26 protein-coding genes are annotated in these 26,064 nt (G+C 74.4%); 8 read left to right on the top strand and 18 right to left on the bottom strand.

Features of this window, described 5'->3' with window-relative positions; translation table 11 throughout:
- Positions 1-14 precede the first annotated feature (14 nt).
- Positions 15-1,685, top strand: coding sequence for a glycoside hydrolase family 13 protein (locus ACQP17_RS28105; RefSeq protein ID WP_433858761.1), 1,671 nt, complete (start codon positions 15-17; stop codon positions 1,683-1,685).
- 22 nt (positions 1,686-1,707) lie between these two features.
- Here ACQP17_RS28105 and ACQP17_RS28110 read toward each other — a convergent pair whose 3' ends face one another.
- The 14 genes from ACQP17_RS28110 to ACQP17_RS28175 all read right to left on the bottom strand — a co-directional run bounded on the left by ACQP17_RS28110 (position 1,708) and on the right by ACQP17_RS28175 (position 14,483).
- Complete coding sequence (locus ACQP17_RS28110) at positions 1,708-2,478, bottom strand: sirohydrochlorin chelatase (RefSeq protein WP_433858762.1); 771 nt, start codon at positions 2,476-2,478, stop codon at positions 1,708-1,710.
- Positions 2,479-2,481: 3 nt separating this feature from the next.
- Complete coding sequence (locus ACQP17_RS28115; protein ID WP_433858763.1) at positions 2,482-3,453, bottom strand: ABC transporter permease; 972 nt, start codon at positions 3,451-3,453, stop codon at positions 2,482-2,484.
- Positions 3,440-4,243, bottom strand: a complete 804-nt coding sequence (locus ACQP17_RS28120) for an ABC transporter ATP-binding protein (RefSeq protein ID WP_433858764.1) — start codon at positions 4,241-4,243, stop codon at positions 3,440-3,442. Before ACQP17_RS28120 ends, ACQP17_RS28115 begins: the two co-directional genes overlap by 14 nt.
- 33 nt (positions 4,244-4,276) lie before the next feature.
- Positions 4,277-5,386: an aliphatic sulfonate ABC transporter substrate-binding protein gene (locus ACQP17_RS28125; RefSeq protein WP_433858765.1), complete on the bottom strand. Its 1,110-nt coding sequence runs from the start codon at positions 5,384-5,386 to the stop codon at positions 4,277-4,279.
- A gap of 224 nt (positions 5,387-5,610) precedes the next feature.
- Positions 5,611-6,981 carry a sulfate adenylyltransferase subunit 1 gene (locus ACQP17_RS28130; RefSeq protein WP_433858766.1) on the bottom strand — a complete coding sequence of 457 codons (1,371 nt, stop codon included), beginning with the start codon at positions 6,979-6,981 and terminating at the stop codon, positions 5,611-5,613.
- Between the two features lie 2 nt (positions 6,982-6,983).
- Positions 6,984-7,928, bottom strand: coding sequence for a sulfate adenylyltransferase subunit CysD (cysD, locus tag ACQP17_RS28135; RefSeq protein WP_433858767.1), 945 nt, complete (start codon positions 7,926-7,928; stop codon positions 6,984-6,986).
- On the bottom strand, positions 7,925-8,479 hold the full coding sequence (gene cysC / locus ACQP17_RS28140; RefSeq protein WP_433858768.1) for an adenylyl-sulfate kinase: 555 nt from the start codon (positions 8,477-8,479) through the stop codon (positions 7,925-7,927). The genes cysD and cysC overlap by 4 nt, the downstream gene beginning before the upstream one ends.
- On the bottom strand, positions 8,476-9,174 hold the full coding sequence (locus tag ACQP17_RS28145; protein ID WP_433858769.1) for a phosphoadenylyl-sulfate reductase: 699 nt from the start codon (positions 9,172-9,174) through the stop codon (positions 8,476-8,478). Before ACQP17_RS28145 ends, cysC begins: the two co-directional genes overlap by 4 nt.
- The gene (locus tag ACQP17_RS28150; RefSeq protein WP_433858770.1) at positions 9,171-9,359 is read right to left on the bottom strand and encodes a hypothetical protein; all 189 of its coding nucleotides are present in this window, start codon (positions 9,357-9,359) and stop codon (positions 9,171-9,173) included. The genes ACQP17_RS28145 and ACQP17_RS28150 overlap by 4 nt, the downstream gene beginning before the upstream one ends.
- 115 nt (positions 9,360-9,474) lie before the next feature.
- The gene (locus tag ACQP17_RS28155; protein ID WP_433858771.1) at positions 9,475-11,172 is read right to left on the bottom strand and encodes a nitrite/sulfite reductase; all 1,698 of its coding nucleotides are present in this window, start codon (positions 11,170-11,172) and stop codon (positions 9,475-9,477) included.
- Positions 11,173-11,408: 236 nt separating this feature from the next.
- Positions 11,409-11,492: a putative leader peptide gene (locus tag ACQP17_RS28160; protein WP_350257049.1), complete on the bottom strand. Its 84-nt coding sequence runs from the start codon at positions 11,490-11,492 to the stop codon at positions 11,409-11,411.
- Between the two features lie 92 nt (positions 11,493-11,584).
- On the bottom strand, positions 11,585-12,184 hold the full coding sequence (locus ACQP17_RS28165; RefSeq protein ID WP_433858772.1) for a GNAT family N-acetyltransferase: 600 nt from the start codon (positions 12,182-12,184) through the stop codon (positions 11,585-11,587).
- A gap of 143 nt (positions 12,185-12,327) precedes the next feature.
- Entirely contained in the window at positions 12,328-12,993 is a 666-nt protein-coding gene (locus ACQP17_RS28170) for a class F sortase (protein ID WP_433858773.1), read from the bottom strand.
- Positions 12,994-13,193: 200 nt separating this feature from the next.
- Positions 13,194-14,483: a GAF domain-containing protein gene (locus ACQP17_RS28175; RefSeq protein WP_433858774.1), complete on the bottom strand. Its 1,290-nt coding sequence runs from the start codon at positions 14,481-14,483 to the stop codon at positions 13,194-13,196.
- Positions 14,484-14,751: 268 nt separating this feature from the next.
- On the opposite strand from ACQP17_RS28175, the gene ACQP17_RS28180 reads away from it, so the two are divergent.
- Positions 14,752-15,177 (top strand): hypothetical protein, encoded by a 426-nt coding sequence (locus ACQP17_RS28180; protein WP_433858775.1) that lies wholly within the window; start codon positions 14,752-14,754, stop codon positions 15,175-15,177.
- Between the two features lie 66 nt (positions 15,178-15,243).
- Here the strand turns inward: ACQP17_RS28180 and ACQP17_RS28185 are convergent, their stop codons facing one another.
- Complete coding sequence (locus ACQP17_RS28185) at positions 15,244-16,887, bottom strand: acyl-CoA dehydrogenase family protein (protein ID WP_433858776.1); 1,644 nt, start codon at positions 16,885-16,887, stop codon at positions 15,244-15,246.
- Between the two features lie 18 nt (positions 16,888-16,905).
- Between ACQP17_RS28185 and ACQP17_RS28190 the strand changes: the two genes are divergently transcribed.
- Entirely contained in the window at positions 16,906-18,000 is a 1,095-nt protein-coding gene (locus tag ACQP17_RS28190; protein WP_433858777.1) for a YihY/virulence factor BrkB family protein, read from the top strand.
- Between the two features lie 88 nt (positions 18,001-18,088).
- Here the strand turns inward: ACQP17_RS28190 and ACQP17_RS28195 are convergent, their stop codons facing one another.
- Positions 18,089-19,180 (bottom strand): PP2C family protein-serine/threonine phosphatase, encoded by a 1,092-nt coding sequence (locus tag ACQP17_RS28195; protein ID WP_433858778.1) that lies wholly within the window; start codon positions 19,178-19,180, stop codon positions 18,089-18,091.
- A 247-nt stretch (positions 19,181-19,427) separates the two neighbouring features.
- Here ACQP17_RS28195 and ACQP17_RS28200 point away from each other — a divergent pair, with 247 nt between their 5' ends.
- From ACQP17_RS28200 to ACQP17_RS28215, 4 genes are read left to right on the top strand one after another with little or no spacing between them, the layout of a single operon-like run.
- A complete protein-coding gene (locus ACQP17_RS28200; protein WP_433858779.1) occupies positions 19,428-20,531 on the top strand; it encodes an NAD-dependent epimerase/dehydratase family protein in 1,104 nt (367 codons plus the stop codon).
- Between the two features lie 29 nt (positions 20,532-20,560).
- Positions 20,561-21,280 (top strand): glycosyltransferase family 2 protein, encoded by a 720-nt coding sequence (locus tag ACQP17_RS28205; protein WP_433858780.1) that lies wholly within the window; start codon positions 20,561-20,563, stop codon positions 21,278-21,280.
- Positions 21,277-21,945 carry a TIGR04282 family arsenosugar biosynthesis glycosyltransferase gene (locus ACQP17_RS28210; RefSeq protein ID WP_433858781.1) on the top strand — a complete coding sequence of 223 codons (669 nt, stop codon included), beginning with the start codon at positions 21,277-21,279 and terminating at the stop codon, positions 21,943-21,945. Before ACQP17_RS28205 ends, ACQP17_RS28210 begins: the two co-directional genes overlap by 4 nt.
- Complete coding sequence (locus ACQP17_RS28215; protein ID WP_433858782.1) at positions 21,942-22,691, top strand: class I SAM-dependent methyltransferase; 750 nt, start codon at positions 21,942-21,944, stop codon at positions 22,689-22,691. The genes ACQP17_RS28210 and ACQP17_RS28215 overlap by 4 nt, the downstream gene beginning before the upstream one ends.
- Here ACQP17_RS28215 and ACQP17_RS28220 read toward each other — a convergent pair.
- Together ACQP17_RS28220 and ACQP17_RS28225 are read right to left on the bottom strand one after the other, a co-directional pair.
- Positions 22,622-23,173 (bottom strand): hypothetical protein, encoded by a 552-nt coding sequence (locus tag ACQP17_RS28220; RefSeq protein WP_433860025.1) that lies wholly within the window; start codon positions 23,171-23,173, stop codon positions 22,622-22,624. The genes ACQP17_RS28215 and ACQP17_RS28220 overlap by 70 nt on opposite strands.
- A 17-nt stretch (positions 23,174-23,190) precedes the next feature.
- Positions 23,191-24,444 (bottom strand): molybdopterin-dependent oxidoreductase, encoded by a 1,254-nt coding sequence (locus ACQP17_RS28225; RefSeq protein ID WP_433858783.1) that lies wholly within the window; start codon positions 24,442-24,444, stop codon positions 23,191-23,193.
- 238 nt (positions 24,445-24,682) lie between these two features.
- Between ACQP17_RS28225 and ACQP17_RS28230 the strand changes: the two genes are divergently transcribed.
- Complete coding sequence (locus ACQP17_RS28230; RefSeq protein WP_433858784.1) at positions 24,683-26,062, top strand: hypothetical protein; 1,380 nt, start codon at positions 24,683-24,685, stop codon at positions 26,060-26,062.
- The last annotated feature ends 2 nt before the right edge of the window (positions 26,063-26,064 follow it).

Genomic DNA, 26,064 nt, shown 5'->3' on the forward strand with positions numbered 1-26,064 from the left:
CGAAGGGTATCCACGTGACCGCACAGCACCTCGGCTCCGACAGCAACACCACCGACTGGTGGCGGCAGGCCGTCGTCTACCAGGTGTATCCGCGCAGCTTCGCCGACCTCGACGGTGACGGTCTCGGTGACATCCCCGGCGTGACCTCCCGGCTGCCCTACCTCGCCGACCTGGGCGTGGACGCCGTCTGGCTCAGCCCCTTCTACCCCTCACCGCTGGCCGACGGCGGTTATGACGTCGCCGACTACCGCGACGTCGACCCCCGGCTGGGCACCCTGGACGACTTCGACGCCATGGTGGCCGAGGCCCACCGCCTCGGCATCAAGGTGATGGTCGACATCGTGCCCAACCACTCCTCCGACCAGCACGTCTGGTTCCAGGAGGCGTTGCGCGCCGCCCCCGGCTCCGCCGCCCGGGAGCGCTACGTCTTCCGCGAGGGCCGCGGCGAGCGGGGCGAGGAGCCGCCCACGGACTGGGTCTCCTGCTTCGGCGGCCCGGCCTGGACCCGGCTGCCCGACGGCTGGTGGTACCTCCACCTCTTCGCCCCCGAACAGCCCGACTTCAACTGGGACAACCCCGAGGTCCGCGCCGACTTCCGGCAGACCCTGCGCTTCTGGTCGGACCGCGGCGTCGACGGCTTCCGGGTCGACGTGGCCCACGGCCTCGCCAAGGACCTGGCCGCCCCGCTGCGCGACATCGGCGGCGTGGAGAGCTACCGGCCGGAGGACCTGCCCGAGGACGGCAGCCACCCCTTCTGGGACCGGGACGGGGTCCACGACATCTTCCGCGAGTGGCGCAAGGTCTTCAACGAGTACGACCCGCCGCGCGTCGCCGTCGCCGAGGCCTGGGTGCGCAACTCCCGCCGCACCGCCTACGCCACCCCCCAGGAGCTGGGCCAGGCCTTCAACTTCGACTTCCTCAAGGCGAAGCTGGACGCGCCCGAGCTGCGGGCCTCCATCGACAGCGCGCTCGCCGACGCCCGGTCCGCCGGTGCCACCGCCACCTGGGTGCTCTCCAACCACGACGTGATCCGGCACGCCTCGCGCTACGGCCTGCCGGACGGCCGCGACGAGGAGGCCTGGCTGCTCTCCGACGGCCAGGAGCCGTCGCTGGACCGGGACTTCGGGCTGCGCCGCGCGCTGGCCGCGACCCTGCTGATGCTGGCGCTGCCCGGCTCCAGCTACGTCTACCAGGGCGAGGAACTGGGCCTGCCCGAGGTCGCCGACCTGGCCCGCGAGAGCCTCCAGGACCCGGTGTCGGTCCGCAGTGCGGGCCGGCTCAAGGGGCGCGACGGCTGCCGGGTGCCGCTGCCGTGGCGGCGCGAGGGCAGCTCGTACGGGTTCGGCGACGGCGGCGCATGGCTGCCGCAGCCCACCGGCTGGGGCGAGTGGTCCGTCGAGGCCCAGCAGGGGGTGGCCTCCTCGCCGCTGGAGCTGTACCGCGCGGCGCTGGCCACCCGCCGCCGGCTGATCGCCGACGAGGCGCTGGAGTGGACCGACGACGGGGCGGCCGCCGAGGCGGGGATTCTCCACTTCCGCCGCTCGGGCGGCTGGGAGTGCGTGGCCAACCTGTCGGACGAGGCCCGGCCGCTGCCGGCCGGCGAACTCCTGCTGTCCTCCGCGCCGGTCGACGGCGGTCAGCTGCCGCCGTGGACCACGGTCTGGCTGCGCACCGCGGCGGGCTGACCGGCACCCCGCGCGGGGCCGGTCAGGCGCTCAGCGCCGCCCGGTCCCCGCGGGCCCGGTCCGCCGCCGCGTCGTCGTAACGCCGCAGCAGCAGCCGGGCCATCTCCGGCGCGGCCCCCAGGGCCGGCGCCAGCACATCGGCGCCGGCCTCGCGGGCCCCGGCGGCGATCCGGTCCGGGAGAAAACCGGGGGCGATGACGTACGGGGCGACGGCCACCCGCTCGACGCCCTCGGCGCGCAGCTCCCGCACGGCGTCGGCCGTACGGGGCAGGGATGCGGAGGCGAACGCAGGCCGCACGGCACACCATCCAGCGGTGCGCCGCCACTCCCGCGCGGTTTCAGCGAGCACTGCGCCCGCCTCCGGGTCTGAGGAGCCCGCCGAGGCCAGGACGACCCCGGTCGAGCGACGCTCGCCGGGCCGCAACCCGGCTTCCTCCAGCCGGCGCTCCAGCGCGGCGGTCAGGAGGGGCGAAGGGCCCAGCACGTCGGCCTGACGGATGGTCAGCAGGGGCAACCGGGTGGCGGCCTCCCGCAGCACCGCCGGGATGTCGGACTTCGCGTGGAAGGCCCGGGTCAGTAGTAGCGGCAGCGCCACCACGTCCCTGACCCCCTCGGCCGACAGGCGCTCCAGCACTCGCGACACCCGGGGGGCGTTGAAGTCGAGAGAGCCGACCTCGACGCGCAGCCCCGGCCGCAGCGCCCGCACCCGCGCGCAGAGTGCGGAGACGGTCGCCGCGTGCCGCGGGTCACGGCTGCCGTGGGCGATGACGACGAGCGTGGGGCGTGGGTCCATGGGTCAGCCCTTGACCAGCAGGCCGCGGCTGCGCAGCACCCGGCGCTCGATCGGGGCGAAGATCAGCAGCTCGATACCGATGCCGACGATCAGGATCAGCAGGATCGCGGCGAGCACCCAGGACATGTCCTGCAGCTCACGGCCCTGTTCCAGCAGCTGCCCCAGGCCGGTGCCCAGATCCGGCGCGTTGACGATGAGTTCGGCGGCCATCAGGGAGCGCCAGGAGAACGCCCAGCCCTGCTTGAGGCCGGCGATGTAGCCGGGCAGCGCGGCCGGCAGCAGCACGTGCCGTACGCCGGCGAGTCCCTTCGCGCCGATGGTGCGGCCGGCCCGCAGGGTGAGCGGGGAGATCTGGTCGACGCCCGCCACCAGGCCGTTGGCGATGGAGGGGACCGCGCCGAGCAGCACCACCGCGTAGATCGTGGCGTCGCTCAGCCCGAACCAGATGATGGCGGCCGGGACCCAGGCCACCGAGGGCAGCGACTGCAGACCGCTCAGGATCGGCCCGATCGCCGCCCGGACGGCCCTGACCTGCGCGACGATCAGTCCGAGGACGGTCCCGATGGCGACCGAGGTCACGAAGCCGAGGGCACCGCGCGAGACGCTGGTCCACACGAAGCTCAGCAGCGTGCCCTCCAGCCACTTCTGCCGCAGCGAGCCGAACACGTCCGCGGGACCGGGCAGCAGATAGTGCGGCTTCAGCTCGAAGTGGTAGGCCAGCTGCCACAGGCCGAGCACGATGACGACGGCGACGACGGGCGGCAGCGCCTTCGCGGCGGCGGCCCGCAGCCACGGCTGCCGGTCGACGACCCGGGATTCGAGCGCGTCGAGCCCGGCCTCCAGCCCGGCGAGGTCACCGGAGGTGTCGCCTCCCCCGGCGGTGGCGGTGGCGGTGGCGGAGGCAGTGGTGGTGGCGGCCGTGGTGCCCCCGCCGTCCGGGGCGGTGGCGGGGCCCTCGGTCTCAGTGCTGGCCATGGCGGCGGATCTCCCCCCGGAGCTGTTCGGTGATCTCGACGGACAGGTCGGCGACCGCGGCGTCCTCGATGCGGCGCGGCTGCGGGATGTCGACCTGCCACTCGCGGGCGATCCGGCCGGGCCGGGAGGACAGCAGGACCACCCGCTCGGCGAGCCGCACGGCCTCGCGGACGTTGTGGGTGACGAAGAGGACCGAGAGGTTCGTCTCGCGCCAGATGCGGGTCAGTTCGTCGTGCAGGACATCGCGGGTGATCGCGTCCAGCGCGGCGAACGGCTCGTCCATCAGCAGCAGCTTGCTGTCCTGGGCGAGTGCCCGGGCCATCGCGACGCGCTGGCGCATCCCGCCCGACAGCTCGTGCACCCGCTTGCCGTGTGCGCCCTTGAGCCGGACCAGCTCCAGCAGCCGCTCGGCCTCGGCGCGGCGCTCCGCGCGCGGCACCCCGCGCAGCCGCAGCGCCAGTTCGATGTTGCGGCCGGCGGTCAGCCACGGGAACAGCGCGTGCTCCTGGAACATCAGGGCCGGCCGGCCGCCCGGCGTCGCGATGGCGCCGGCGGACGGCGCGTCCAGGCCGGCCACGAGGTTGAGCAGGGTGGACTTCCCGCAGCCCGAGGCCCCCAGGAGGCAGACGAATTCGCCGGGTGCCACGTCGAGGGTGATGTCCTCCAGGACGTGCTGCTGGGCGCCGGTGCGGCCGAACGACTTCGAGACGTGGTCGATGCGGGCCGCGTAGGGCACGGTGGTGCCCCCGTCCGTCGCGGCGGGCTGCTTGGCGAGTGTGGTGGTCGTCATCGGTGTCACCTCCTGGGGGTGCGGTGCTGCGGGCTACTTGCTGCCGAGTCCGGCATCGTCGACCGGCTTCTTGCCCTCGGACCTGAGCACCTTGTTCAGCAGGGTCAGGTCGTATATGCCCTTGAGGTCGGGCTTCTTCAGCAGGCCCGCCTTGACCGCGTGATCGGCCTCCTGCTGGAGGGTGGCGGCGAGCGGGTCATCGGTGATCTGGACGTTCCGGAACGCCGGGTCGATGACGTTGCCGGGCAGCGCCTTGCCGGCGATGTCCGGGGAGGCGAGCTTGTCGTTGAGATCCTTCTTCGCCTGGGCGGGGTGCGAGCGGATCCAGTCGTTGGTCTCGACCGAGGCGCGCAGCACCGCCTCGACGGCCTTCGGGTGCTGCTTGAGGAACTTCTGCGAGACGATCATGTTCGTGATGACGAACTTGCCGTCCTTCCACAGCTTCTTCTCGTCCAGCAGCGTCTTGCCGCCCTCCGCGACGAGCTTGGACGCGGTGGGCTCGGGCACCCAGGCGCCGTCGATGGAGCCCTGCTGGAAGGCGGTCGGCGTCACCTTGTTGTCGGTGCGCTGGACGGTGACATCGCCCTTGCCGGTGGTGGGGTCGACCTTGTAGCCCTTGCCGCTCAGGTAGTTCAGCAGCGCGACGTCCTGGGTGTTGCCCAGCTGCGGGGTCGCGATCGTCTTGCCCTTGAGATCGTCCAGGCTCTTGATCTTCTTGGGGTTGACCACCAGCGACACCCCGCCGGACGCCGAGCCCGAGATGATCTTCAGGCTCTTGCCGTGCGACTTGACGTAGCCGTTGATCGCGGGGGAGGGGCCGATCCAGCCGATGTCGACGGCGCCGGAGTTGAGCGCCTCGATCTCGGCGGGGCCCGCGTTGAAGACGGAGGACTTCACCTTCGTGCCGCCCAGTTCCTTCTGGAACCGGCCGCTCTGGAGACCGATCAGGGGGGTGGCGTGCGTGGTGTTGCCGAAGAACCCGATCGTCAGGTGATCGAGCCCGTCGGTCCTGGGCCCCTTCGGGGCGACGCCGGCCGCTGTGTCCTTCTTGGCCTCGGAGCCGTAGCCGCAGGCGCCCAGCGCCCCGGCCAGCAGCGGGACGGTGACAGCGGCCGCCAGCAGGCGGTGTCGAACGGCAGACACGGAAGGCGTTCCTCTCAGAGGGCCGGGTCGCGGTGTGCCCCTAGGGCACGCCCGGCAGAGCGAAGGATCTTCGGGGGAGGGTGACGGCGGAGCGGGGAAGAGCGGGAGCGGAGCGGTACGTCAGCGCACACATCGGCCGACTCCGCCCTGCCCGCTGCCCAGGGCGCCGCTGCCGATGCGGCCGCCCTCCTTCGCGAAGGTCGAGAACACGTCCTGGAGCATGGTCAGAAGTCCCATCCCTCGTCCTCGGCGCCCTCGCCACCGCCGTCGGTCGCGGCCTCGGCCGCCGCCTGCGCGAAGGCGTGGCCGGCCATGCCGGCGGTGAGGGTGGTGCCGTCGGCCGGGTCGATCAGCAGGAACGAGCCGGTGCGGCGGGAGTCGGCGTAGGCGTCCAGGGGCAGCGGCTCGGCCGTGCGCACGACGATCCGGCCGATGTCGTTGGCCACCAGCTCGCCGGGCTCCGGGTGCGGGGAGAGGTCGTCCAGCGTCAGCCGGGAGGGGATCTCCTTGACGATCGCCTTGACCGTGCGGGTGGCGTGCTTGAGCAGCACCCGGTCGCCGACCTTCAGCGGACGGTCCGCCACGTGGCAGATGGTCGCCTCGATGTCCTGCGAGACGGCCGGCGCGGTGGCGCTCGGGGCGATCAGGTCACCGCGCGAGACGTCGATGTCGTCGGCGAGGCGGACGGTGACCGACTGCGGCGCCCAGGCCGCGTCCACGCTCCGCCCGAGCGCGTCGATCGCCTCGATGGTGCTGGTGCGGCCCGAGGGAAGCACGGTGACGGCGTCGCCCACGCGCAGCACGCCGGAGGCGATCTGGCCCGCGTAGCCGCGGTAGTCGGGGTGCTCGGCGGTCTGCGGGCGGATGACGTACTGGACCGGGAAGCGGCCCGGGTCGTCCGAGGGGTCGGCGACGACCGACACCGTCTCCAGGTGCTCCAGCACCGTCGGGCCGCCGTACCAGTCCATGTGGGCGGACGGCGCCACGACGTTGTCGCCGGCCAGCGCCGAGATCGGGATCGCGGTGATCTCCGGGACGCCCAGCGAGGCCGCGTAGGTCGTGAACTCCTCGGCGATCGCGGCGAAGACGGGCTCGGCGTAGTCGACCAGGTCCATCTTGTTGACGGCCAGCACCACGTGCGGGACGCGCAGCAGGGCGGCGACCGCGGCGTGCCGGCGGGTCTGCTCGACCACGCCGTTGCGGGCGTCGACCAGCACCACGGCCAGCTCGGCGGTGGAGGCACCGGTGACCATGTTGCGGGTGTACTGCACGTGCCCGGGGGTGTCCGCCAGGATGAACCGGCGCCGCGGGGTGGCGAAGTAGCGGTAGGCGACATCGATGGTGATGCCCTGCTCGCGCTCGGCGCGCAGCCCGTCGGTCAGCAGCGCCAGGTCGGGCGTCTCCTGCCCGCGGCCCAGCGAGGCCCGCTCGACGGCCTCCAGCTGGTCGGCGAGCACCGACTTGGAGTCGTGCAGCAGCCGGCCCACCAGCGTGGACTTGCCGTCGTCGACGGATCCGGCGGTGGCGAACCGCAGCAGCGAGGCGGCACCCGCGTCGACGGTCTCGCCCGCGCCCGCGTTCGTGGTCGTGCTCATGGTTAGAAGTACCCCTCGCGCTTGCGGTCCTCCATGGCGGCCTCGGACAGCTTGTCGTCGGCCCTGGTCGCGCCCCGCTCGGTGAGCCGGGACGCGGCGATCTCCGCGATGACCGCCTCGATGGTGTCCGCGTCGGAGTCGACGGCACCGGTGCAGGACATGTCACCGACGGTGCGGTAGCGCACCCGCCGCATCTCCAGGCTCTCGCCGTCCTTCGGGCCGCCCCACTCACCGGGCGCCAGCCACATGCCGGCGCGCGCGAAGACCTCGCGCTCGTGGGCGTAGTAGATGGCCGGCAGTTCGATCTCCTCGCGGGCGATGTACTGCCACACGTCCAGCTCGGTCCAGTTGGACAGCGGGAAGACCCGCACATGCTCGCCGGGGGAGTGCTTGCCGTTGTAGAGCTGCCACAGCTCGGGGCGCTGGCGGCGCGGGTCCCAGCCGCCGAACTCGTCGCGCAGCGAGAACACCCGCTCCTTGGCGCGCGCCTTCTCCTCGTCCCGTCGGCCGCCGCCGAAGACCGCGTCGAAGCGGCCGGTGCCGATGGCGTCCAGCAGCGGGACGGTCTGCAGCGGGTTGCGGGTGCCGTCCGGGCGCTCGCGCAGCTCACCGCGGTCGATGAAGTCCTGCACGGAGGCGACGTGCAGCCGCAGCCCGTGCCGCTCGACGGTGCGGTCGCGGTAGTCGAGGACCTCGGGGAAGTTGTGCCCGGTGTCGACGTGCAGCAGCGAGAACGGCACCGCGGCCGGCGCGAACGCCTTCAGCGCGAGGTGCAGCATGAGGATGGAGTCCTTGCCGCCGGAGAACAGGATCACCGGCCGCTCGAACTCACCCGCCACCTCACGGAAGATGTGCACCGCCTCGGACTCCAGGGCGTCCAGGTGGGAGAGCGCGTAGGGGTTGTCGGCGTCCCCGGCGCTCTCGGTCACGGCAGTGACGGTCGTCATGCGACGCCCCTTTCGGTGAGCAGCGCGTGCAGCGCCGCCGCGGACTCCTGCACGGTCTGGGTGTGCGACGCGATGCGCAGATCGGGCGACTCGGGGACCTCGTAGGGGTCGTCCACGCCGGTCAGCCCGGAGATCTCGCCGGCCGCCTGCTTGGCGTACAGCCCCTTCACATCCCGCTCGGAGCAGACGTCGAGGGGGGTGGCCACATGCACCTCCAGGTAGGTGGTGCCCTCGGCCCGATGGCGCCCCCGCACCGCTTCCCGGCTGTCCGCGTAGGGCGCGATCACCGGCACCAGCGCCTTGACGCCGTTGCTGGCCAGCAGCTCGGCGACGAAGCCGATGCGCTGGACGTTGGTGTGCCGGTCCTCGCGGCTGAAGCCGAGGCCCGCGGAGAGGAACTCGCGGATCTCGTCGCCGTCGAGCACCTCGACACGGTGCCCCTCGCCGCGCAGCCGGCCGGCCAGCTCGTGCGCGAGGGTCGTCTTGCCCGCGCTCGGCAGCCCGGTCAGCCAGATCGTGGCGCCCGTCATGGCTCTCTCCTGGTCCGTCATCCGTGCAGCCCGCACTCGGTCTTGTCGCTGCCGGCCCAGCGGCCGGCCCTGGCGTCCTCGCCCTGCAGCACCTGCCGGGTGCAGGGCGCACAGCCGACGGAGGCGTAGCCGTCCATCAGCAGCGGATTGGTGAGCACCCCGTGCTCGGACACATAGGCGTCCACATCGGCCTGCGTCCAGCGGGCGATCGGCGAGATCTTGACCTTGCGCCGCTTGGGGTCCCAGCCGACGACCGGGGTGTTCGCCCGGGTCGGCGACTCGTCCCGGCGCAACCCCGTCGCCCAGGCGTCGTAGCCGGCCAGTCCCTCTTCGAGGGGCCGGACCTTGCGCAGCGCGCAGCACAGGTCGGGGTCGCGGTCGTGCAGCTTCGGTCCGTACTCCGCGTCCTGCTCGGCGACGGTCTGCCGGGGCGTCAGGGTGCGGACGTTGACGTCCATCACCTCGGCGACCGCGTCCCGGGTCCCGATCGTCTCGGGGAAGTGGTAGCCGGTGTCCAGGAAGACCACATCGACGCCGGGCCGGGCCCGGGCGGCCAGATGCGCGACGACCGCGTCCTCCATGGAGGAGGTCACACAGAAGCGGTCGCCGAAGGTGTCGGCGGCCCATTGCAGGATCTCCAGGGCCGGGGCGTCCTCCAGTGCGCGGCCCGCCCGCTCGGCGAGCTGCTGAAGACCGGCTGCGGTGGTGGTGGTCACGACTCGCCTCCGTCGGATGCGGCAGCGGAGGTACCGGTCAGCCCCTGGGACAGCAGACCCAGGAACGACAACCGGAACGCCCGGCTGCAGGAACGGCATTCCCAGGCGCCACGGCCCTCCTCGGAGGGCTGCAGGTCCTCGTCGCCGCAGTAGGGGCAGTAGAAGGGCGCGGCACGCTCGCTCACCGGACCCCCCGCTCAGCCACGGCGCGCTCGGACGCGCCGGCTTCCCTCGTCACTGCTCGTTCCTTCGTCACTGCGCGGCTCCTCGGTCCGGCCGGCGCCGCGCGCCGCGGCTCGCTCACTTCAGCGCACCCTCTTCCGCACGGGCCGCCCACGTGGCGAACCGCTCGTCCGCCGTGCGCTGTGCCTCGAAGTTGCGCAGCACCCGCTCGACGTAGTCGGGGAGTTCGTCGGCGGTGACCTTCAGCCCGCGGACCTTGCGGCCGAAGCCCGGCTCCAGGCCCAGCGCGCCGCCCAGGTGCACCTGGTAGCCCTCGACCTGGTTGCCCTCGTCGTCCAGGACCAGCTGGCCCTTGAGGCCGATGTCGGCGACCTGGATGCGGGCGCAGGCGTTGGGGCAGCCGTTGAGGTTGATGGTGACCGGCTCCTGGAAGTCCGGCATCCGGCGCTCCAGCTCGTCGATGAGCCAGGAACCGCGGCCCTTGGTCTCGACGATGGCGAGCTTGCAGAACTCGATGCCGGTGCAGGCCATCGTGCCGCGCCGGAACGGCGAGGGGGTGACCTGGAAGTCCAGTGCCTCCAGCCCGGCGACCAGGGAGTCGACCTGGTCCTCGGCGACGTCGAGGATGAGCATCTTCTGCTCGACGGTGGTGCGCAGCCGGTCGGAGCCGTGGGTGGCGGCCAGTTCGGCGATCTTGGTCAGGGTGGTGCCGTCGACCCGGCCGACGCGCGGGGCGAAGCCCACGTAGAAGCGGCCGTCCTGCTGCCGGTGCACCCCGATGTGGTCGCGCCAGCGGGAGAGCGGCTCCTCGGGCGCGGGGCCGTCGATGAGCTTGCGCTCCAGGTACTCGTCCTCCAGCACCTGGCGGAACTTCTCCGGGCCCCAGTCGGCCATCAGGAACTTCAGCCGGGCGCGGTTGCGCAGCCGGCGGTAGCCGTAGTCACGGAAGATGCCGACGACGCCGGCCCACACGTCCGCGACCTCGTCCAGCGGCACCCAGGTGCCCAGACGCCGGGCCAGCTTCGGGTTGGTGGACAGGCCGCCGCCGACCCACAGGTCGAAGCCGGGGCCGTGCTCGGGGTGGACGACACCGACGAAGGCCACGTCGTTGATCTCGTGGACCACGTCCTGGACGGGCGAGCCGGAGATCGCCGTCTTGAACTTCCGCGGCAGGTTGGAGAATTCCTTGCTGCCGATGTAGCGCTCGTGGATCTCGTCCACGGCGGGGGTGCCGTCGATGATCTCGTCCGCCGCGATGCCGGCCACCGGGGAGCCGATGATTACCCGCGGGCAGTCGCCGCAGGCCTCGGTCGTGGACAGGCCCACGGCCTCCAGCTTCTCCCAGATGGCGGGGACGTCCTCGATGCGGATCCAGTGCAGCTGGATGTTCTGCCGGTCGGTGATGTCCGCGGTGCCGCGGGCGTACTCCTCGGAGACCTCGCCGATGGCGCGCAGCTGGGCCACGCTCAGCCGTCCGCCGTCGACGCGCACCCGCAGCATGAAGTGCTTGTCGTCCAGCTCCTCGGGCTCCAGGATCGCGGTCTTGCCACCGTCGATCCCGGGCTTGCGCTGGGTGTACAGGCCCCACCAACGCATCCGTCCGCGCAGGTCGTTGGGGTCGATGGAGTCGAAGCCGGCCTTGGAGTAGATCGTCTCAATGCGTGTCCGCACATTGAGACCGTCGTCGTCCTTCTTGAACTGCTCGTTGCCGTTCAGCGGGGTGTGGTGGCCCACGGCCCACTGGCCCTCGCCGCGGTGGCGGCCGGCCTTGCGGCGGGTCGTGGCAGCTGCGGGCGATTCCGGGGTGGCGGCCATGGATGTCTGTCCTTCTGGGCGGGCTCGAGGGGGCGGACGGGTATGCCGGACACCCGTCCGGCCAGCGCGGACACACCGACGGGCGGCGCGGACACACCGACGGGCGGCGCGTGGCGACGCGTCGGTGACGGTTGCGGGACAGGGGGTGTCAGGACGTCCGCGACAGTGGGGACGAGGGTCGGAAATACGGTGGTGCTGAGTGCTGCCAAGGGCCAAAGGCCCTGGTGAACGCGACCTCAGCCCGCCCGACAAATGGCGCTGGACATGCGGCCGAGGTCGACGTGCCGCCGACTCACCAAGGCAATTCCAGCTCGAGACATGACGGAAGCCTGTCACGGCGTTCTCCGGCCAGTCCACCGTCATCCAGAATTTGGACAACTCTGTCCCGCATGGCGAGACAGTGTGCTGCCCGTCACTCGCCGGCCGCCGCGGCCGCCGTGAGCGGCCCCGCGCCGGGCCAGGGGCCGGGGGACGCCACATCGGGCTCGTCGGCCACCGTGGTGTCGTAGACCCGGAAGCCGCGCCGCAGATAGTTGGCCTTCGCGTGCCGGCCGTCCTTGCTGCAGGTGTGCAGCCACACCCGCTTCGTCGGGGCCGCGTGCGGCCACCGCTCGGCGAGGTCCCAGGCCCGTTCGATCCCGTGCGCCAGGAGCAGCCCGCCGATCCGGCGCCCCCGGAAGGCCGGGAGCAGCCCGAAGTAGACGATCTCCACGGACCCGTCCGGGCCCGCCTCCAGCTCGATGAACCCGGCGGGGGTGCCGCGCTCGTACGCCACCCAGGTCTCCACGCCCGGCCGCCCGAGGTACTCCGCCCACCGCGCGTAGGGCCAGGTCAGCCGGTCGGTCCAGGTGACGTCCCCGCCGACCGCCGTGTAGAGGAAGCGGCTGAACTCCGGCGCGGGCACCTCGGCGCGGACGATCCGCACGTCCTGCCCGGACGGCGGTCCCTCGACGGGGGCCAGATCGGCGCGCGAGGTCTGCTCGAGGTACCAGGTGGTGACCGAGATGCTCATGCGGTCAGCACATCACACCGGCCCCGGGCCCGGCCACGGACCGGGGGCGGGGGCGCAAAGCGCCTGGCCGGCCGGGCGGGAGGGTGTCCGCATGATGAGATGTGCCCCCGCCGGTCCCCCGCCGCTCCCCGGCCGCGGCCCGGCTATGCGGTGCCCGTCATCCGGGCGAAGACCACCACGTTGCCCGCGTAGCCGGAGCCCGCCGCGTAGGGGCCGCCGCAGGTCAGCACCCGCAGCTCGGGGCGGCCGGTGGCGCCGTAGACCTTCCGGGCGGGGAACTTCCGCTTGTCGAAGACCTGGATCCCGTAGACCTCGAAGACCGCGGTCCGGCCGTCCTTGCGGGCCACCCGGATCGTCCGGCCCTTCTCCAGGGCGCCCAGGCCGTAGAACACCGCGGGCCCGGCGGCGCTGTCGACATGCCCCACGAGGACGGCGGTGCCGTTCTCCCCCGGGGCCGGGGCGCCCGCGTACCAGCCCGCCAGCCGGGGCTCCCCGGCCGGCGGCGCCTCGATCCAGCCCTGCCCGTCCAGGCCCAGCGGCAGCAGCGCCGCCGACACCCCGAGCGAGGGAATCGCCACCCGGGAGGGCGCGGAACGGGGCAGCGGCGGCGGCGCCGGGCCGCTGGGCGGAAGGTCGCCCGGGAAGAGCGCACTGCCGGCCGCCGGCTGCGGCGGCCCGTCCGCCTGGCCGGACAGCCCCTGGCGCACCATGCCGAGGCCGATCAGCCCGGCCACGGCCAGCACGCCCCACCGGGGCCGGCGCGCGGCCGGCTCCCCGGGCGCCGCGTCGGGCGGGACTGCCGTGCTCATCGCTCACCTCCCGCGGCCGCGCGCCCGCGGTGCACGCCCCGCAGTCGGCACGCTAGGCGCGCCCGTACGCCGGCGGCGAGCGCAGCCGGCCGAACGGGTGGCGGGCGACCGCGCCCCGCCGCGCACCACGCTCCGCACACCGCCCCGGCCCGCCCGGCCCGCCCCGCCTCGCGCCGATGGCTCCGCCCCGCCCCGCCCGCTCACCCCCGGCGCGCCGCCGCCACCGCGGGCGCCGACGACCGGGGCAGGAGGTGTGCCCGTACCGACGGCAGGCGGAGTTCCACCTCCACGCCGTCCGTGAAGCGGTACGGCCGGTGCGCCAGGACGCTGCCGAGATGGCGGCGCAGCCGGGAGAGTTCGGCCCGTACCGTGACGGCGCGGCCCGGGTCGCCGAACAGGTCCCGGGCGAGTTCGGCGGCGCTGCGTCCCCGCGGGTGCGCGGCGAGGACGAACAGCAGCTCGGCATGGCGCGGCGTCAGCTCGTGCGTCCAGCTGCCGGCCGGGCCGCTGACCGTGACCGCGGGGCCGTCCGGGCCGCCGACGTCCAGCACCACCCGGCTCGGCGCGAGGTCCGGTTCCCGGCCGCCGACCCGGATCAGCCAGCCGCCGGGCAGCGGCTCCAGCGCGCACCTGCCGTAGCGCGGCAGCCACAGCGGCCCGGCCCGGGGCGCCTTGGGCAGCGTCACCCGGTCCGGCGGCGTCAGGCCGGTGACCCCCACGACCCAGCCGCTCGGGTCGACGGCCAGCGCCCGCCCGCCGACCCGGGCCAGCACCGGCGCCGCGCTCGACCGCAGCCGCTCCAGGGTCAGCTGGTGGCGGGCGCGCAGCTCGCCCTCCGCGAGCCGGGCGACCGCGGACACCAGGGAGAGCGTCGTGGGGTGGAAGGAGGGCGCCGGACCGCTGATGTCCACCGTGCCCAGCAGCCGCCCGTCACGCGGATCGTGGAGCGGCGCCGCGGCGCACGTCCACTGCTGGTGGCTGCGCACGAAGTGCTCGGCGGAGTGCACCAGCACCGGGCGGCGGGCCACCAGCGCGGTGCCGATGGCATTGGTGCCGACGACGCCCTCCCGCCAGTCGGCGCCCTTGTCGAAGCCCAGCCGGTCGGCCATCCGGCGGACCGGCGCGCTGCCCTCGCGCCACAGCACCCGGCCCTCGGCGTCGGTGACGACCATGATCTGCTGCGCGGCGTCGGCGGCCGGCAGCAGCCCCTCGTGGAGCACCGGCAGCACCGCCGCTAACTGCGAGGCCTGTCGCCGCTGCTCCAACTCCGCGACAGGCAGCGGGCTTTGCGGCCGGTCCCGGTCCGGGTCCACCCCCGAGAGCAGCGCCCGGCGCCAGGATTCGCCGATCACCGCGCGGGGTGCGGCGAGCGGGGCACCACCCGTCGCCCCGCCCGTGAGCGCGGCCTCGTGGACCCTGGCGAGACGGCGGGCGGTGGCGCGGAAGTCCCGGTCCGACCGGATGGCGCCGTCGATCGGTGTGTCGCTCACGCTGCTCTCCGTTCGGCACGTCTCCGGGCGCCGCCCGGCGTGCCGTCATCGGGCCGTCCTGGGCGCACCATTGTTCCGGTCCGCCGCAACGCACTGCAACGCATTGCAACCGTTGTGACCCCCGATGCCCACCGGGGAATCTGTTGTCGGCGGCCGATGGCGCCTCGCCACCGCGGGCTCACCGGTCACCCGTCGGAGACCCCGCCGGTCGTCGCCGGGACTCCATCGGCCGCCGCACGATGTCGGCACGGTGCGGGAGGGGCTCACCATGGTCTCCGCCGCCCCGCGCCTGGTGGTGCTCGGTGCGCACGAAGGGGTGCGCGTCGTGCGTGCCGTCCGGCTGGCCGCCCACTACGGCGTCCCCCGGCTGCCCGCGGCCGACCTGCTGAGCCGGCGTCAGCCGCTGCCCCCGGGCGGCTATGTCCTCGACAGCGCCCCCCAGCTCCTCGACGGGCCGACCGGCATCGGCTCCCTGCGCCCCGCACTGGCCTTCGCCGACCTCGTCGTGCTGCTGCGCGGCGCGGAGTGGACCGGCGCGGACGAGTCCTGCCGGGTGCTGCGCTACTACGAGGCGCGCGGGATGCTGGCCGCCTTCGCACCGCAGGCGCCGGACGGCGACCTCATCGTGGCGGTGGACGCGGTGCTGCGCGGGCGCGACCGGGATCCGCCGGACGGGCCGCGGGACGGCCCCTGAGACCGGGAGCGGTGCCGAGTCGGCGCGGCACCGCTCCCCGCCCGGAGCGGCGGGTCACCGCTGCCGTCAGCCGCCGGTCTCCGGCCGGGCCCGCGCCACCACCGCCGCGAGGTCCAGCGTGTGGGGAAGCGTGCCGAACGCCGCGCCCGCGTCGCCGCCGAGCCGGGAGGCGCAGAACGCGTCCGCGACCTCGGGCGGCGCGTGACGCACCAGCAGCGAGCCCTGGAGCACCGTCGCCATCCGCTCCACCAGCCGTCGGGCCCGGGCCTCGATGCCCTCCAGATCGGCGAGTTCGGTGAGCATCGCCCGGATCGCCCGGTCCAGCCGGTGGTCCGCGCCGCGCGCCGCCCCGATCTCGGTCAGGAACGCGTTCAGCGCCTCCGGTTCGCGCCGCAGGGCCCGCAGCACGTCCAGCGCCTGGACGTTGCCGGCGCCCTCCCAGATCGAGTTGACCGGTGCCTCGCGCAGCAGCCGCGGCAGCCCCGAGTCCTCCACGTAGCCGTTGCCGCCCAGGCACTCCAGCGCCTCGGCCACCAGCGGGGTGCAGCGCTTGGTCACCCAGTATTTCGCCGCCGGGACCGCCAGCCGCAGGAAGTGGCGGTCCTGCGCGGTGCCGCCGTCGTACGCCGCCGCCAGCCGCAGCGCCAGCGTGGTCGCCGCCTCCGACTCCAGCGCCAGATCGGCCAGCACATTGCGCATCAGCGGCTGGTCGGTCAGCCGGCGGCCGAACGCCTCCCGGTGGGCCGCATGGTGCGTCGCCTGCGCCACCGCCTGCCGCATCAGCGCCGCCGACGCGGTGACGCAGTCCAGCCGGGTGGCCGCGACCATCTCCAGGATCGTGGCCACCCCGCGGCCCTCCTCGCCGACCCGGCGGGCCCAGGTCGCGCCGTCGAACTCCACCTCGGCCGAGGCGTTCGAGCGGTTGCCGAGCTTGTCCTTGAGCCGCTGGATGCGCAGCGCGTTGCGGCTGCCGTCCGGCAGCACCCGGGGCAGCAGAAAGCAGGTGAGCCCTCCCGGCGCCCGGGCCAGCACCAGGAAGGCGTCCGACATCGGCGCCGAACAGAACCATTTGTGCCCGGTCAGCACGTATTCGCCCGGTGCGGCCAGCGGCTCGGCGCGGGTGGTGAGCGACCGCACGTCGCTGCCGCCCTGCTTCTCCGTCATGGCCATCCCGGCCAGCGCCCCGCCCTTCTCGGCGGCCGGCCGCAGCTCCCGGTCGTAGATCGGCGAGGTCAGCAGCGGCTCCCACACGGCCGCCAGCTCCGGCTCGGCGCGCAGCGCGGGCACCGCCGCATGGGTCATCGACAGCGGACAGCCGTGCCCCGCCTCGGCCTGGGTCCACACCAGGAAGCCGGCGGTGCGCCGTACATGGCCGTCGGGCCGGCTCCAGGCGCCGGTGAGCCCGGCCGTCACGGCGTGGCCGAGCAGCCGGTGCCAGGCCGGGTGGAACTCCACCTCGTCGATGCGGTGGCCGTAGCGGTCATGGGTGTGCAGGACCGGGGGGTGGGCGTTGGCCTGTTCGCCCCACTGCCGGGCCTGTGCGGAGCCGGCCGCCCGGCCCAGGGTGTCCAGCTCCTCGCGGACCTCGTCGCGCCGCGACGCGGAGACGTGCCGGGCGATGCCCTCGGTGAGGACCGGGTCGCTCGCGAAGACGTTGTATCCGACCAGCGGCGGGGGCTGGTTCGTGACGGTGTGAGTGGTGGCTGCCATGCCGGATACGGTAAGGAGGTGCAGCCGGCAAACGAACCAACCGAGCGGCCCGCGGGGCGCCTGACCAAGGCCCGTGCCCTCTACCGCAATGTCTCCAAGCGCCGGCTCGCCTGGCTTCTGCTCAAGGACACCGTCGACTCCTGCATGAAGTACCGCGTCACGGGGCTGGCCGCCGAGGCCGCGTTCTGGAGCCTGCTCTCGCTGCCCCCGCTGATCCTCGGGCTCCTCGGTGTGCTGGGCTACACGCAGGAGTGGATCGGGCACGACACCCTCGACAACGTCCGCCGGCACATCCTGGCCGGCGCCGGCACCGTGCTCTCCGGCCGCGGCGTCAACGAGATCGCCCGGCCGCTGCTGCACGACGTGTTCACCGGCCGCCGCCCGGACGTCATCTCCATCGGCTTCGCCATCGCCCTGTGGTCCGGGTCCCGGGCGATGAACGTCTTTGTCGACACCATCACCATCATGTACGGCCTCGACGGCCGCCGCGGCATCGTGCGGACCCGGCTGCTGGCGTTCGCGCTGTACCTCGCCGCGCTCGTCGTCGGCGCCGTCGCCCTGCCGCTGATGGTCGCCGGCCCCGACACCGTCGTGAGCTGGCTGCCGGCCGGCGAACAGATCATCCGGGCGCTGTACTGGCCGGTCGTCCTGCTCCTGTCGGTCGCCTTTCTGACCACGCTTTACCACGCGTCCGTGCCGGTGCGTTCGCCCTGGCCGGAGGACATTCCGGGCGCGGTGGTCGCCCTGGGCATGTGGGTGCTCGGCAGCTTTCTGCTCCGCCTCTACCTCACCTCGACGGTCGAGGGCCCCACCATCTACGGCTCGTTGGCCGCGCCGGTCGCGGTGTTGCTGTGGATCGGGGTGTCCGCCTTCGCGGTGCTGGTCGGCGCCGCGATGAACGCCTCGCTGGACCGGGTGTGGCCCTCGGTCGCCACGGCCGCGGCCCGCGAAGAGGCCGCCCGCCGTCTGGAGGCCAAGGCGGCGAAGGCGGGCGCGGGGGAGTCAGGGAAGGGCGCGGGCGGCGGCGAAGGGCACCGCGACGGCGGACGGGACGGGGCCGGCGGCAAGGAGCCCGGCACGGACGAGGACCCCGGCGGGCGCCGCGACGGCTGAGCCGGACGCGGGCGTACCGGGCACCGCGCGGCAGGCGGGAGGGTGACGACAGGGCCTCGACCCGGCCCGCTCCGGGCCCCGAACGGGGTCAGAACTCCTCCCGGTGGCGCACCAGCAGCATGGCCGCGTCGTCGTGCAGCGGGCCCTCGGCGTGTTCCACGAGGTCCTCGCGCACCGCGCGCAGCGCGGCCTCCGGATCGGGGTCCTTCAGCAGGGCGGCGCGCTCGTCGAGGGGGTAGAAGCGGCCCGCCGCGTCGCGCGCCTCGGTGACCCCGTCGGTGTAGAAGAGCATCTGGTCACCGGGCGCGAACGGCACCGCGTAGGGGACCGGCGCCCCGGCGCCCGGGAGGGTGAGGCCCAGCGGGAGGGCGCGGTCGGGCGGCGCGGCGAAGGCGACCGTGCCGGCCGGGCGGACCACCAGCGGCGCCGGGTGGCCGAAGTTCAGCAGCGTGGCCCGCGGACCGTCACCGATCTCGGCGAGCACCGCGGTGACGAACCGTTCGCCCGCCAGATGGCGGTTCAGCGCCCGCTCGACCCGCTCCCCGACGGCCGGCAGATCCGGTTCGTCGTGCGCCGCCTCCCGGAAGGCGCCCAGCACCACCGCCGCGCTCTCCACGGCCTCCAGGCCCTTGCCCTGCACATCGCCGACGATGATCCGGACCCCGGCGGGCGAGGTCACCACCTCGTACAGATCGCCGCCTATCCGGGCCTCGGCCACCGCCGAGGTGTAGGAGACCGCGATCCGCAGCGGGCCCGCGCCGCGCGGCACCGGCCGCAGCAGGACCCGCTGGGCCACCTCGGCGATCGAACGGACGCTGGCGAGTTCGGCCTCACGGCGCTGGCGCATCACCGCGGCGACCACCCCGGCCGCCGTCACCCCGGCCACCGACAGCAGGGCGGTCAGCCCGCGCCGGCTCTCGAACAGGCCGTTGTAGACGCCCAGACCGACGCAGAGCACGAAGGCCGTCAGCCCGACCACGGCGGTGCGCCGCCAGCCGCCGACCAGCCCGGCGAACGCCGGCCCCAGCGACACCAGGGGGAGGAACCCGACCCCCGGGCCCGCGGTGAGGTCGACCGCGCTGACCACGGCCATCACCGCGTAGGGCAGCACGGCCAGCACACGGGAGCCGGCGCACTGCTCCCCGTTCTCCACGGCCAAGGTGTTCTCCGACGGTGTCATGTGAGGTGGGCGGACAGGGGACCGCCGGCCGTCGGACCGTTCGCACCGTCCGGAAACTTCCCCCGACCCCCGGCCTGAGCATATGCAGCATATGCCGTACCGAAATACCTCGAATGCGCCCTGTTACCGAATCGCAGTGGCCTGGGGGGCCGGTGTGCCCGCGCCGCGCGGGCACGGATCTTACGGACCCATGACACGGGGCTCCGTACACGGGCCGGAAGGGCCACCGCCGCTTAGCGTGACCGGCATGCGTGTATTGGTCACCGGCGGCGCCGGCTTCATCGGATCGCAGGTCGTCGAGGCGCTTCTCGCGCGCGGACACGAGCCCGTCGTGCTCGACGCGCTGCTGCCCTCGGCGCACCCCGTCCCCCCGCCCGAGCCCCCGCCCGCACACGCGGCCGTGCGGCGGATCGTCGCCGACGTCCGCGACCGGGCGGCCGTCGACGCGGCGCTCGACGGGGTGCAGGCGGTCTGTCACCAGGCCGCGATGGTGGGCCTGGGCAAGGACTTCGCGGACGCGCCCGACTACGTGAGCTGCAACGACCTGGGCACCGCGGTGTTGCTCGCCGCGATGGCCGGGGCCGGGGTGCGCCGGCTGGTGCTGGCCGGGTCGATGGTGGTCTACGGGGAGGGGCGCTACACCTGCCCCGTGCACGGCACGGTGCGCCCCGGTCCGCGGGCGGTGGCCGAGCTGGCCGCCGGACGGTTCGAGCCGCGCTGCCCGCAGTGCGGCGCGGAGCTGCGTCCGGGGCTGGTCGGCGAGGACGCGCCCACCGACCCGCGCAACGTCTACGCGGCGACCAAGCTCGCCCAGGAGCACCTGGCCGCCTCCTGGGCGCGCGCGTGCGACGGCCGGGCGGTCTCGCTGCGCTACCACAATGTCTACGGGCCGGGCATGCCGCGCGACACCCCGTACGCCGGGGTGGCCTCGTTCTTCCGCTCGGCGCTGGCCCGCGGGCAGTCGCCGACGGTCTACGAGGACGGCGGCCAGCGCCGGGACTTCGTCCACGTGCGGGATGTCGCGGCGGCCAACGCGGTGGCGCTGGCGGCCCTGCCGGACCGGGCGCCCGGCACCCTGACCGCGTACAACACCGGCAGCGGAGTGCCGCACACCGTCGGGGAGATGGCACAGACCCTGGCCGCGGCGTGCGGCGGGCCGCCGCCCGTGGTGACCGGGGAGTACCGGCTCGGCGACGTACGGCACATCACCGCCTCCTCCCGGCGGATCGCCGAGGACCTCGGCTGGCGGGCGCTGACCGGATTCGCCGACGGCATGGCGGAGTTCGCCCGCGAGGGCATGCGGGCGGCCCGGCCCGCGGCGTCCGCGTGTCCCACGCCCCCGATGTCCTGATGGCCCGCTTCCCCGCTGTAGGTGACGGCATGACCCCTCCCCCTTCCCACGACTCCCGGCCCGGTTCGGTGGACGTCGTGCTGCCCTGCCTCGACGAGGCCGCCGCACTGCCGTGGGTGCTGGCCCGCATCCCGGCCGGCTGGCGGGCGATCGTCGTGGACAACGGCTCCACCGACGGCTCCGCGGAGATCGCCCGCGGCCTCGGCGCCACCGTGGTCCACGAGCCGCGCCGCGGCTTCGGCGCCGCCTGCCACGCCGGACTGCTGGCCGCCGACGCCGACATCGTCTGCTTCTGCGACTGCGACGCCTCCCTCGACCCGGCCCTGCTGGCCCCGTTCGTCCGGGCCGTCCACGACGGCGACAGCGACCTGGTGCTCGGCCGCCGCCGCCCCGAGTCGGCCGGCGCCTGGCCGCTGCACGCCCGGCTCGGCAACATCGCGCTGGCCCGGATGCTGCGCCGGCGCACCGGGCTGCGGCTGCACGACCTCGGCCCGCTGCGCGCCGCGCGGCGCACCGGACTGCTCGGCCTGGACCTGACCGACCGCCGCAGCGGCTACCCGCTGCAGATGGTGGTCCGGGCCGCCGACGCCGGCTGGCGCGTCGAGGAACGCCCGGTTCCCTACCTGCCGCGCGCCGGCCGCTCGAAGGTCACCGGCACCTGGCGCGGCACCTGGCACGCGGTACGCGACATGCGCGCCGTGCTGCGGCAGCCGCCGCTGCCCTTCCGTACCGGGGAGACCGTCCGATGACCGGGTCCGCGGCGCGGGCGGTGCCACCGGGGCCGACGACGGTCCTGGTCATCGCCAAGGAACCGGTGCCCGGCCGGGTCAAGACCCGCCTCACCCCGCCCTACACCCCGCACCAGGCCGCCGGGCTGGCCGAGGCGGCGCTGTACGACACCCTCCAGGCCGTCCGTGTGATGCCCGCCCGGCGGCGGGTGGTCGTCCTGGACGGCCGCCCGGGGAGCTGGCTGCCGGACGGCTTCGAGGTCCGGCCGCAGTGCGCCGGGGGCCTCGACGAGCGGCTGGCCGAGGCCTTCGCCGGCAGCGCCGGCCCCACCCTGCTCATCGGCATGGACACCCCCCAGGTCACCCCCCGGCTCCTCGCCCCCGCGCTGGAACCCGGCGCCTGGGACGACTGCGACGCCTGGTTCGGGGCGGCCGACGACGGCGGGTTCTGGGCACTCGGCCTGGCCGCCCCCGACCCCCGGCTGCTGCGCGGCGTCCCGATGTCCACCGACCGCACCGGCGCCGCCCAGCGCGCCCGGCTGACCGCCGCCGGACTGCGGGTGCGGGAACTGCCGCCGCTGCGCGACGTCGACACCGCGGCCGATGCCGTGCAGGTCGCGGCCGCGGCACCGGACGGACGCTTCGCCGCCACCCTGGCACGCCTGACGGAAGGCACCGGACGATGAGCACCGCCGTACCGCCCACCACCCGCACCGACCGCCACCACCCGGTCTCCTGGGGCGCGGACCCCTACGCCGACGCGCTGCGCAGCGGCCGCGGCCCGCTGTTCCTGCGCCGCACCGACGGCTGGCTGCTGCCGCTGGAGGTCGAGCGCTGGTGCGCCCGGCCGGACGCCGCCGATCTGTCGGCGCTGCAACGCTGCGAGGGCGCCGTCCTCGACATCGGCTGCGGACCCGGCCGGCTGGTCGCCGCGCTCCTGGCCCGTGGCCGGCGCGCGCTCGGCATCGACGTCAGCGCCGCGGCGGTGGCCCGCACCCTGGCCACCGGTGGCGCGGCGGTGTGCCGCTCGGTCTTCGACTCCGTTCCGGACGAGGGGAGTTGGGGCACCGCGCTGCTGCTCGACGGCAACATCGGCATCGGCGGCGATCCCGGCGCGCTGCTCGCCCGCAGCGCCGAACTGGTCGGCCGGGGCGGCCTCCTCATAGTGGAGACCACCCCGGCGGACGTCGACGAACGGGTCCGGGTCCGGGTCGAGGGCGGCCCCCACACCCCGGGCGGCACGCCCCGCACACCGGACGACACCTTCCCCTGGGCCCGGGTGGGCACCCCGGCGCTGCTGCGGTACGCGGCAGCGGCCGGGTGGACACCGGTCGAGCAGTGGACCGTCGCCGGTCCGGCGGATCAACTGCCGACTGCCGAGCGCTGCTTCGTCGCGCTGCGCCGCCGGGACACCGCGCGCAGCCGCTGCTGACCCGTACGGCACAGCAGCCACAGCGCGGACAGCGCGAACAGCCCGGCGGTGAGCAGCAGCCAGCGCGCCAGGAACTCCCCGCCGGGCAGCCCCGTCGTGGCCTCGTAGTGCGCCACCCACGCGGGGTCCGTCGAGCCCGCGATCAGCGGGAACCACACCAGCAACAGCAGCCCGGAGACCGCGGCCGGGACCCGGACGTACCCGGTCCGGGTCCGGTGCCCGGCCCGCGCCGGCAGACAGCGGACCAGCACCCGGTCGGCGGCCGCGTAGAGCGGCAGCAGCACCACGTCGTGCAGCAGCGCCGCCCCGGCGAACCACGCCAGTACCAGCGGCCACTGCCCGCCGGCCAGCAGCCGCAGTCCCGCATAACCGGCGAGCGCGAACGAGGCGAGCATCAGCAGCAGATGCAGCGGCCCCTCGCCGTACCGCGGCCGGCGACGCGGCGCGTCCCCCGCCCCGGCTCCCCGCGCACGCCACGCCATGACCCGCTCACGCATCCTCACCACTCCCCGAACGTCAGCCGCGAGACCCACTTGGTGTTGAGCACCCCGGGCGCCGCCGGGACGATGATCCGCGCCGGATAGCCGTGGTCCGCGGACAGTTCCGCACCGCCCACCCGCAGCGCGAGCAGCGAACGCGGGTCGCGCACCTGGTTGTCGCGCAGCGCGGCCCGGCGGAACGCCCCGTGCAACTGGAGCGATTCGACCAGCACTCCGGGCGGCTCGGCCTCGTGCCCCACCAGCGCGGCGAGGTCCCGCAGCCGCACCCCGCTCCAGAGCCGGTCATCGGTCGACCAGCCCTCGACGCAGGCGATCGGCAGCGCCGCCTCGTGCTGGGGCAGCGCCAGCAGGTCGGCGCGGCCGAGCCGCACCCGGCGCCCGCCGCCCTCGATCGTCAGCCGCCAGTCCTCGCCGGTGTCCCGGGCCCGGATGCCGACGGCCGCCGCCGTCTTGTTGATCTGGAAGGCGTTCGGGCCGCTGCCCGGCTCACCCGCCCCGTGCGGCGCCAGCAGGGCCGTGCGCCGCCACCAGCCGCCGACGCTCTGCCCTGCGGTCGTCACGAACAGCGCCAGCGAACCGGCGCCGACCAGCCCCAGCGCACCCCGCCGGGACACGGTCGGCCGGTCCGGGCGGGCCGCCACCAGCCCGGTGTCGTCGGCCGCCGCCACCGGGTCGCGGCGCTCGCGCAGCGCCCGCACGGTCCGCGGCAGCCGCAGGACCACATGGGCGGCGAACGCCCCCATGAACACCCACGCGCCGTAGAAGTGCAGCGGATAGAACGAGCCCGGGAAGAGGTACTCCAGCTGGACGTTGAGCACCCCCGTGACGCACTCGAACAGCACCCCGCCGACGAGCAGCAGCAGCGAGAGCCGCTCCAGCGCGTGCCCGGCGGAGCGCACCGGCGGCAGCGTGAACAGCTTGGGAATCACCGACCACAGCTTCGCCAGCACCACGGGCACCAGCGCGACGCCCACGGTGACGTGCAGCCCCTGGGTGAGGCGGTAGAGCCAGTGCGGACCGGTCGGCCAGGGGAAGAGGTAGAGGCCCAGCAGGCCCTTGCCGGGTGTCCTGTCGTTGAGGCCGCCGGCCAGATCCGGGTTGTACGCGGCGTACGACAGCAGACCGGTCACGAACAGCAGTGTGATGCCGGCCAGCAAAACGGTGCCGAGCACCGCGGTCAGCCACGGTCCGCGCAGCGGACTGCGCCAGAACGACGGCGATGTCGGGGGAGTGAACGGGGGATGGGCACCCATGGTGTGTCCTCGGCGGTCGGTGCGACGGCGGTCCGTCGCGCGGGAACTGCCCGGCGGATGACGGCCGGACGACCTGCCGTCGACGGTATGCCGCGACCGGGGTGCCCAGGGGGCCGGGACGGATGACGAAACTCTGACATCGGCGCCGGCGTGCCGCGGCGCCCGGAGAATCTGACGGAACGGTGACGGCCCGGCCGCCGCACGGCCCGGGCCGCCCGCCGGCGCCTAGCGTGCCGCTGTGAACTCCCGAGTGACCACCGAAGAACGCGCCCCGCACCGCGCCGATCTGCGGGCCGCCGCGGCCGGCGCCCTGCTCGTCGCGGCCGCCGCCGTCATCGGCACCGTCATCGAACGCACCCGCGGCAGCCTGCACGTCAACTGGCCCCCGCTGTACGCCTCGTGGTTCCCGCACGTGGGGCCCGGTACCCCCGCCGCGCTCGCCGTCGCCGCCGCCGTGATCCTCCACGGGCCGTCCCTGGCGGCCCGCCTGCCCTGGCGCCGCCTCGTCCTGGCCGGCTGGGCCGCGGCCATGGCCTGGACCTGGTCGCTGGCCCTGATCGACGGCTGGCGGACCGGCATAGCCCGCCGCCTGACCACCGCCTACGAGTACCTGACCGTCATCCACCGCTTCGACGAACCCGGCACGGCGCTGCGCGACTTCACCCACCACCTCCTCAACAACGGCCCGGCGCCCTGGCCCGCCCACGTCGCCGGGCACCCCCCGGCCGCCGTGCTCACCTTCGTCGGACTGGACCGCCTCGGTCTGGGCGGCGGTGGCTGGGCGGGTGTCTGGTGCCTGACCGTGGGCACCTCCGCGGTAGCCGCGGTCCTCGTCGCGCTGCGCGCCCTCACCGACGAGCCGACCGCCCGCCGGGCCGCTCCGTTCCTGGTCCTGGCCCCGTCCGCGGTCTGGGTGGGCACCTCGGCCGACGGCTACTTCGCGGCGGTGGCCGCCTGGTCCCTGGCCCTGCTCACGCTGGCCGCCACCCGCCGCACCCGCCACCCGGCCGCCGCCGCCCTCGCCTCCGGGCTGTTGTTCGGCCTGACCTGCTACCTCTCCTACGGCCTCACCCTGATCGCGCTGATCGCCGCCGCGGTCCTGCTGCTCACCCGGACCCTGCGCCCGCTACCGCTCCTGGCGGTCGGCGCGGCGGCCGTCGCGGCCGCCTTCACCCTCGCCGGATTCTCCTGGTGGGAGGGGTATCGGCTGCTGGTCGAGCGCTACTACCAGGGCGCCGCCGCGGTCCGCCCCTACACGTACTGGGTGTGGGCCAACCTGGCCTGCACCGTGCTGATCACCGGCCCGGCGGCGGTGGCCGGGGTGCGCCGCACCCTCGCGGCGGCCCCCACCGCCCTGCGGGAGCTGCGGCCGTCCGCCGCGGGGCGGCCCGGACCCACCGGCCGGCTGGTCGTGCTGGTGCTGGCCGTGCTGCTCGCCGTGCTGGCCGCCGATCTCTCCGGGATGAGCAAGGCCGAGACCGAACGGATATGGCTGCCGTTCGCCGTATGGCTGCCGGCGGCCTGCGCCCTGCTGCCCGCGGTCCGCCACCGTCACTGGCTCACGGCGCAGGCCGTCCTGGCGCTGCTGCTCAACCACCTGCTGTACACCGGATGGTGACG

The sequence above is a fragment of the Streptomyces kronopolitis genome, from assembly GCF_050953795.1.
Classification (GTDB): Bacteria; Actinomycetota; Actinomycetes; order Streptomycetales; family Streptomycetaceae; genus Streptomyces; species Streptomyces kronopolitis_A.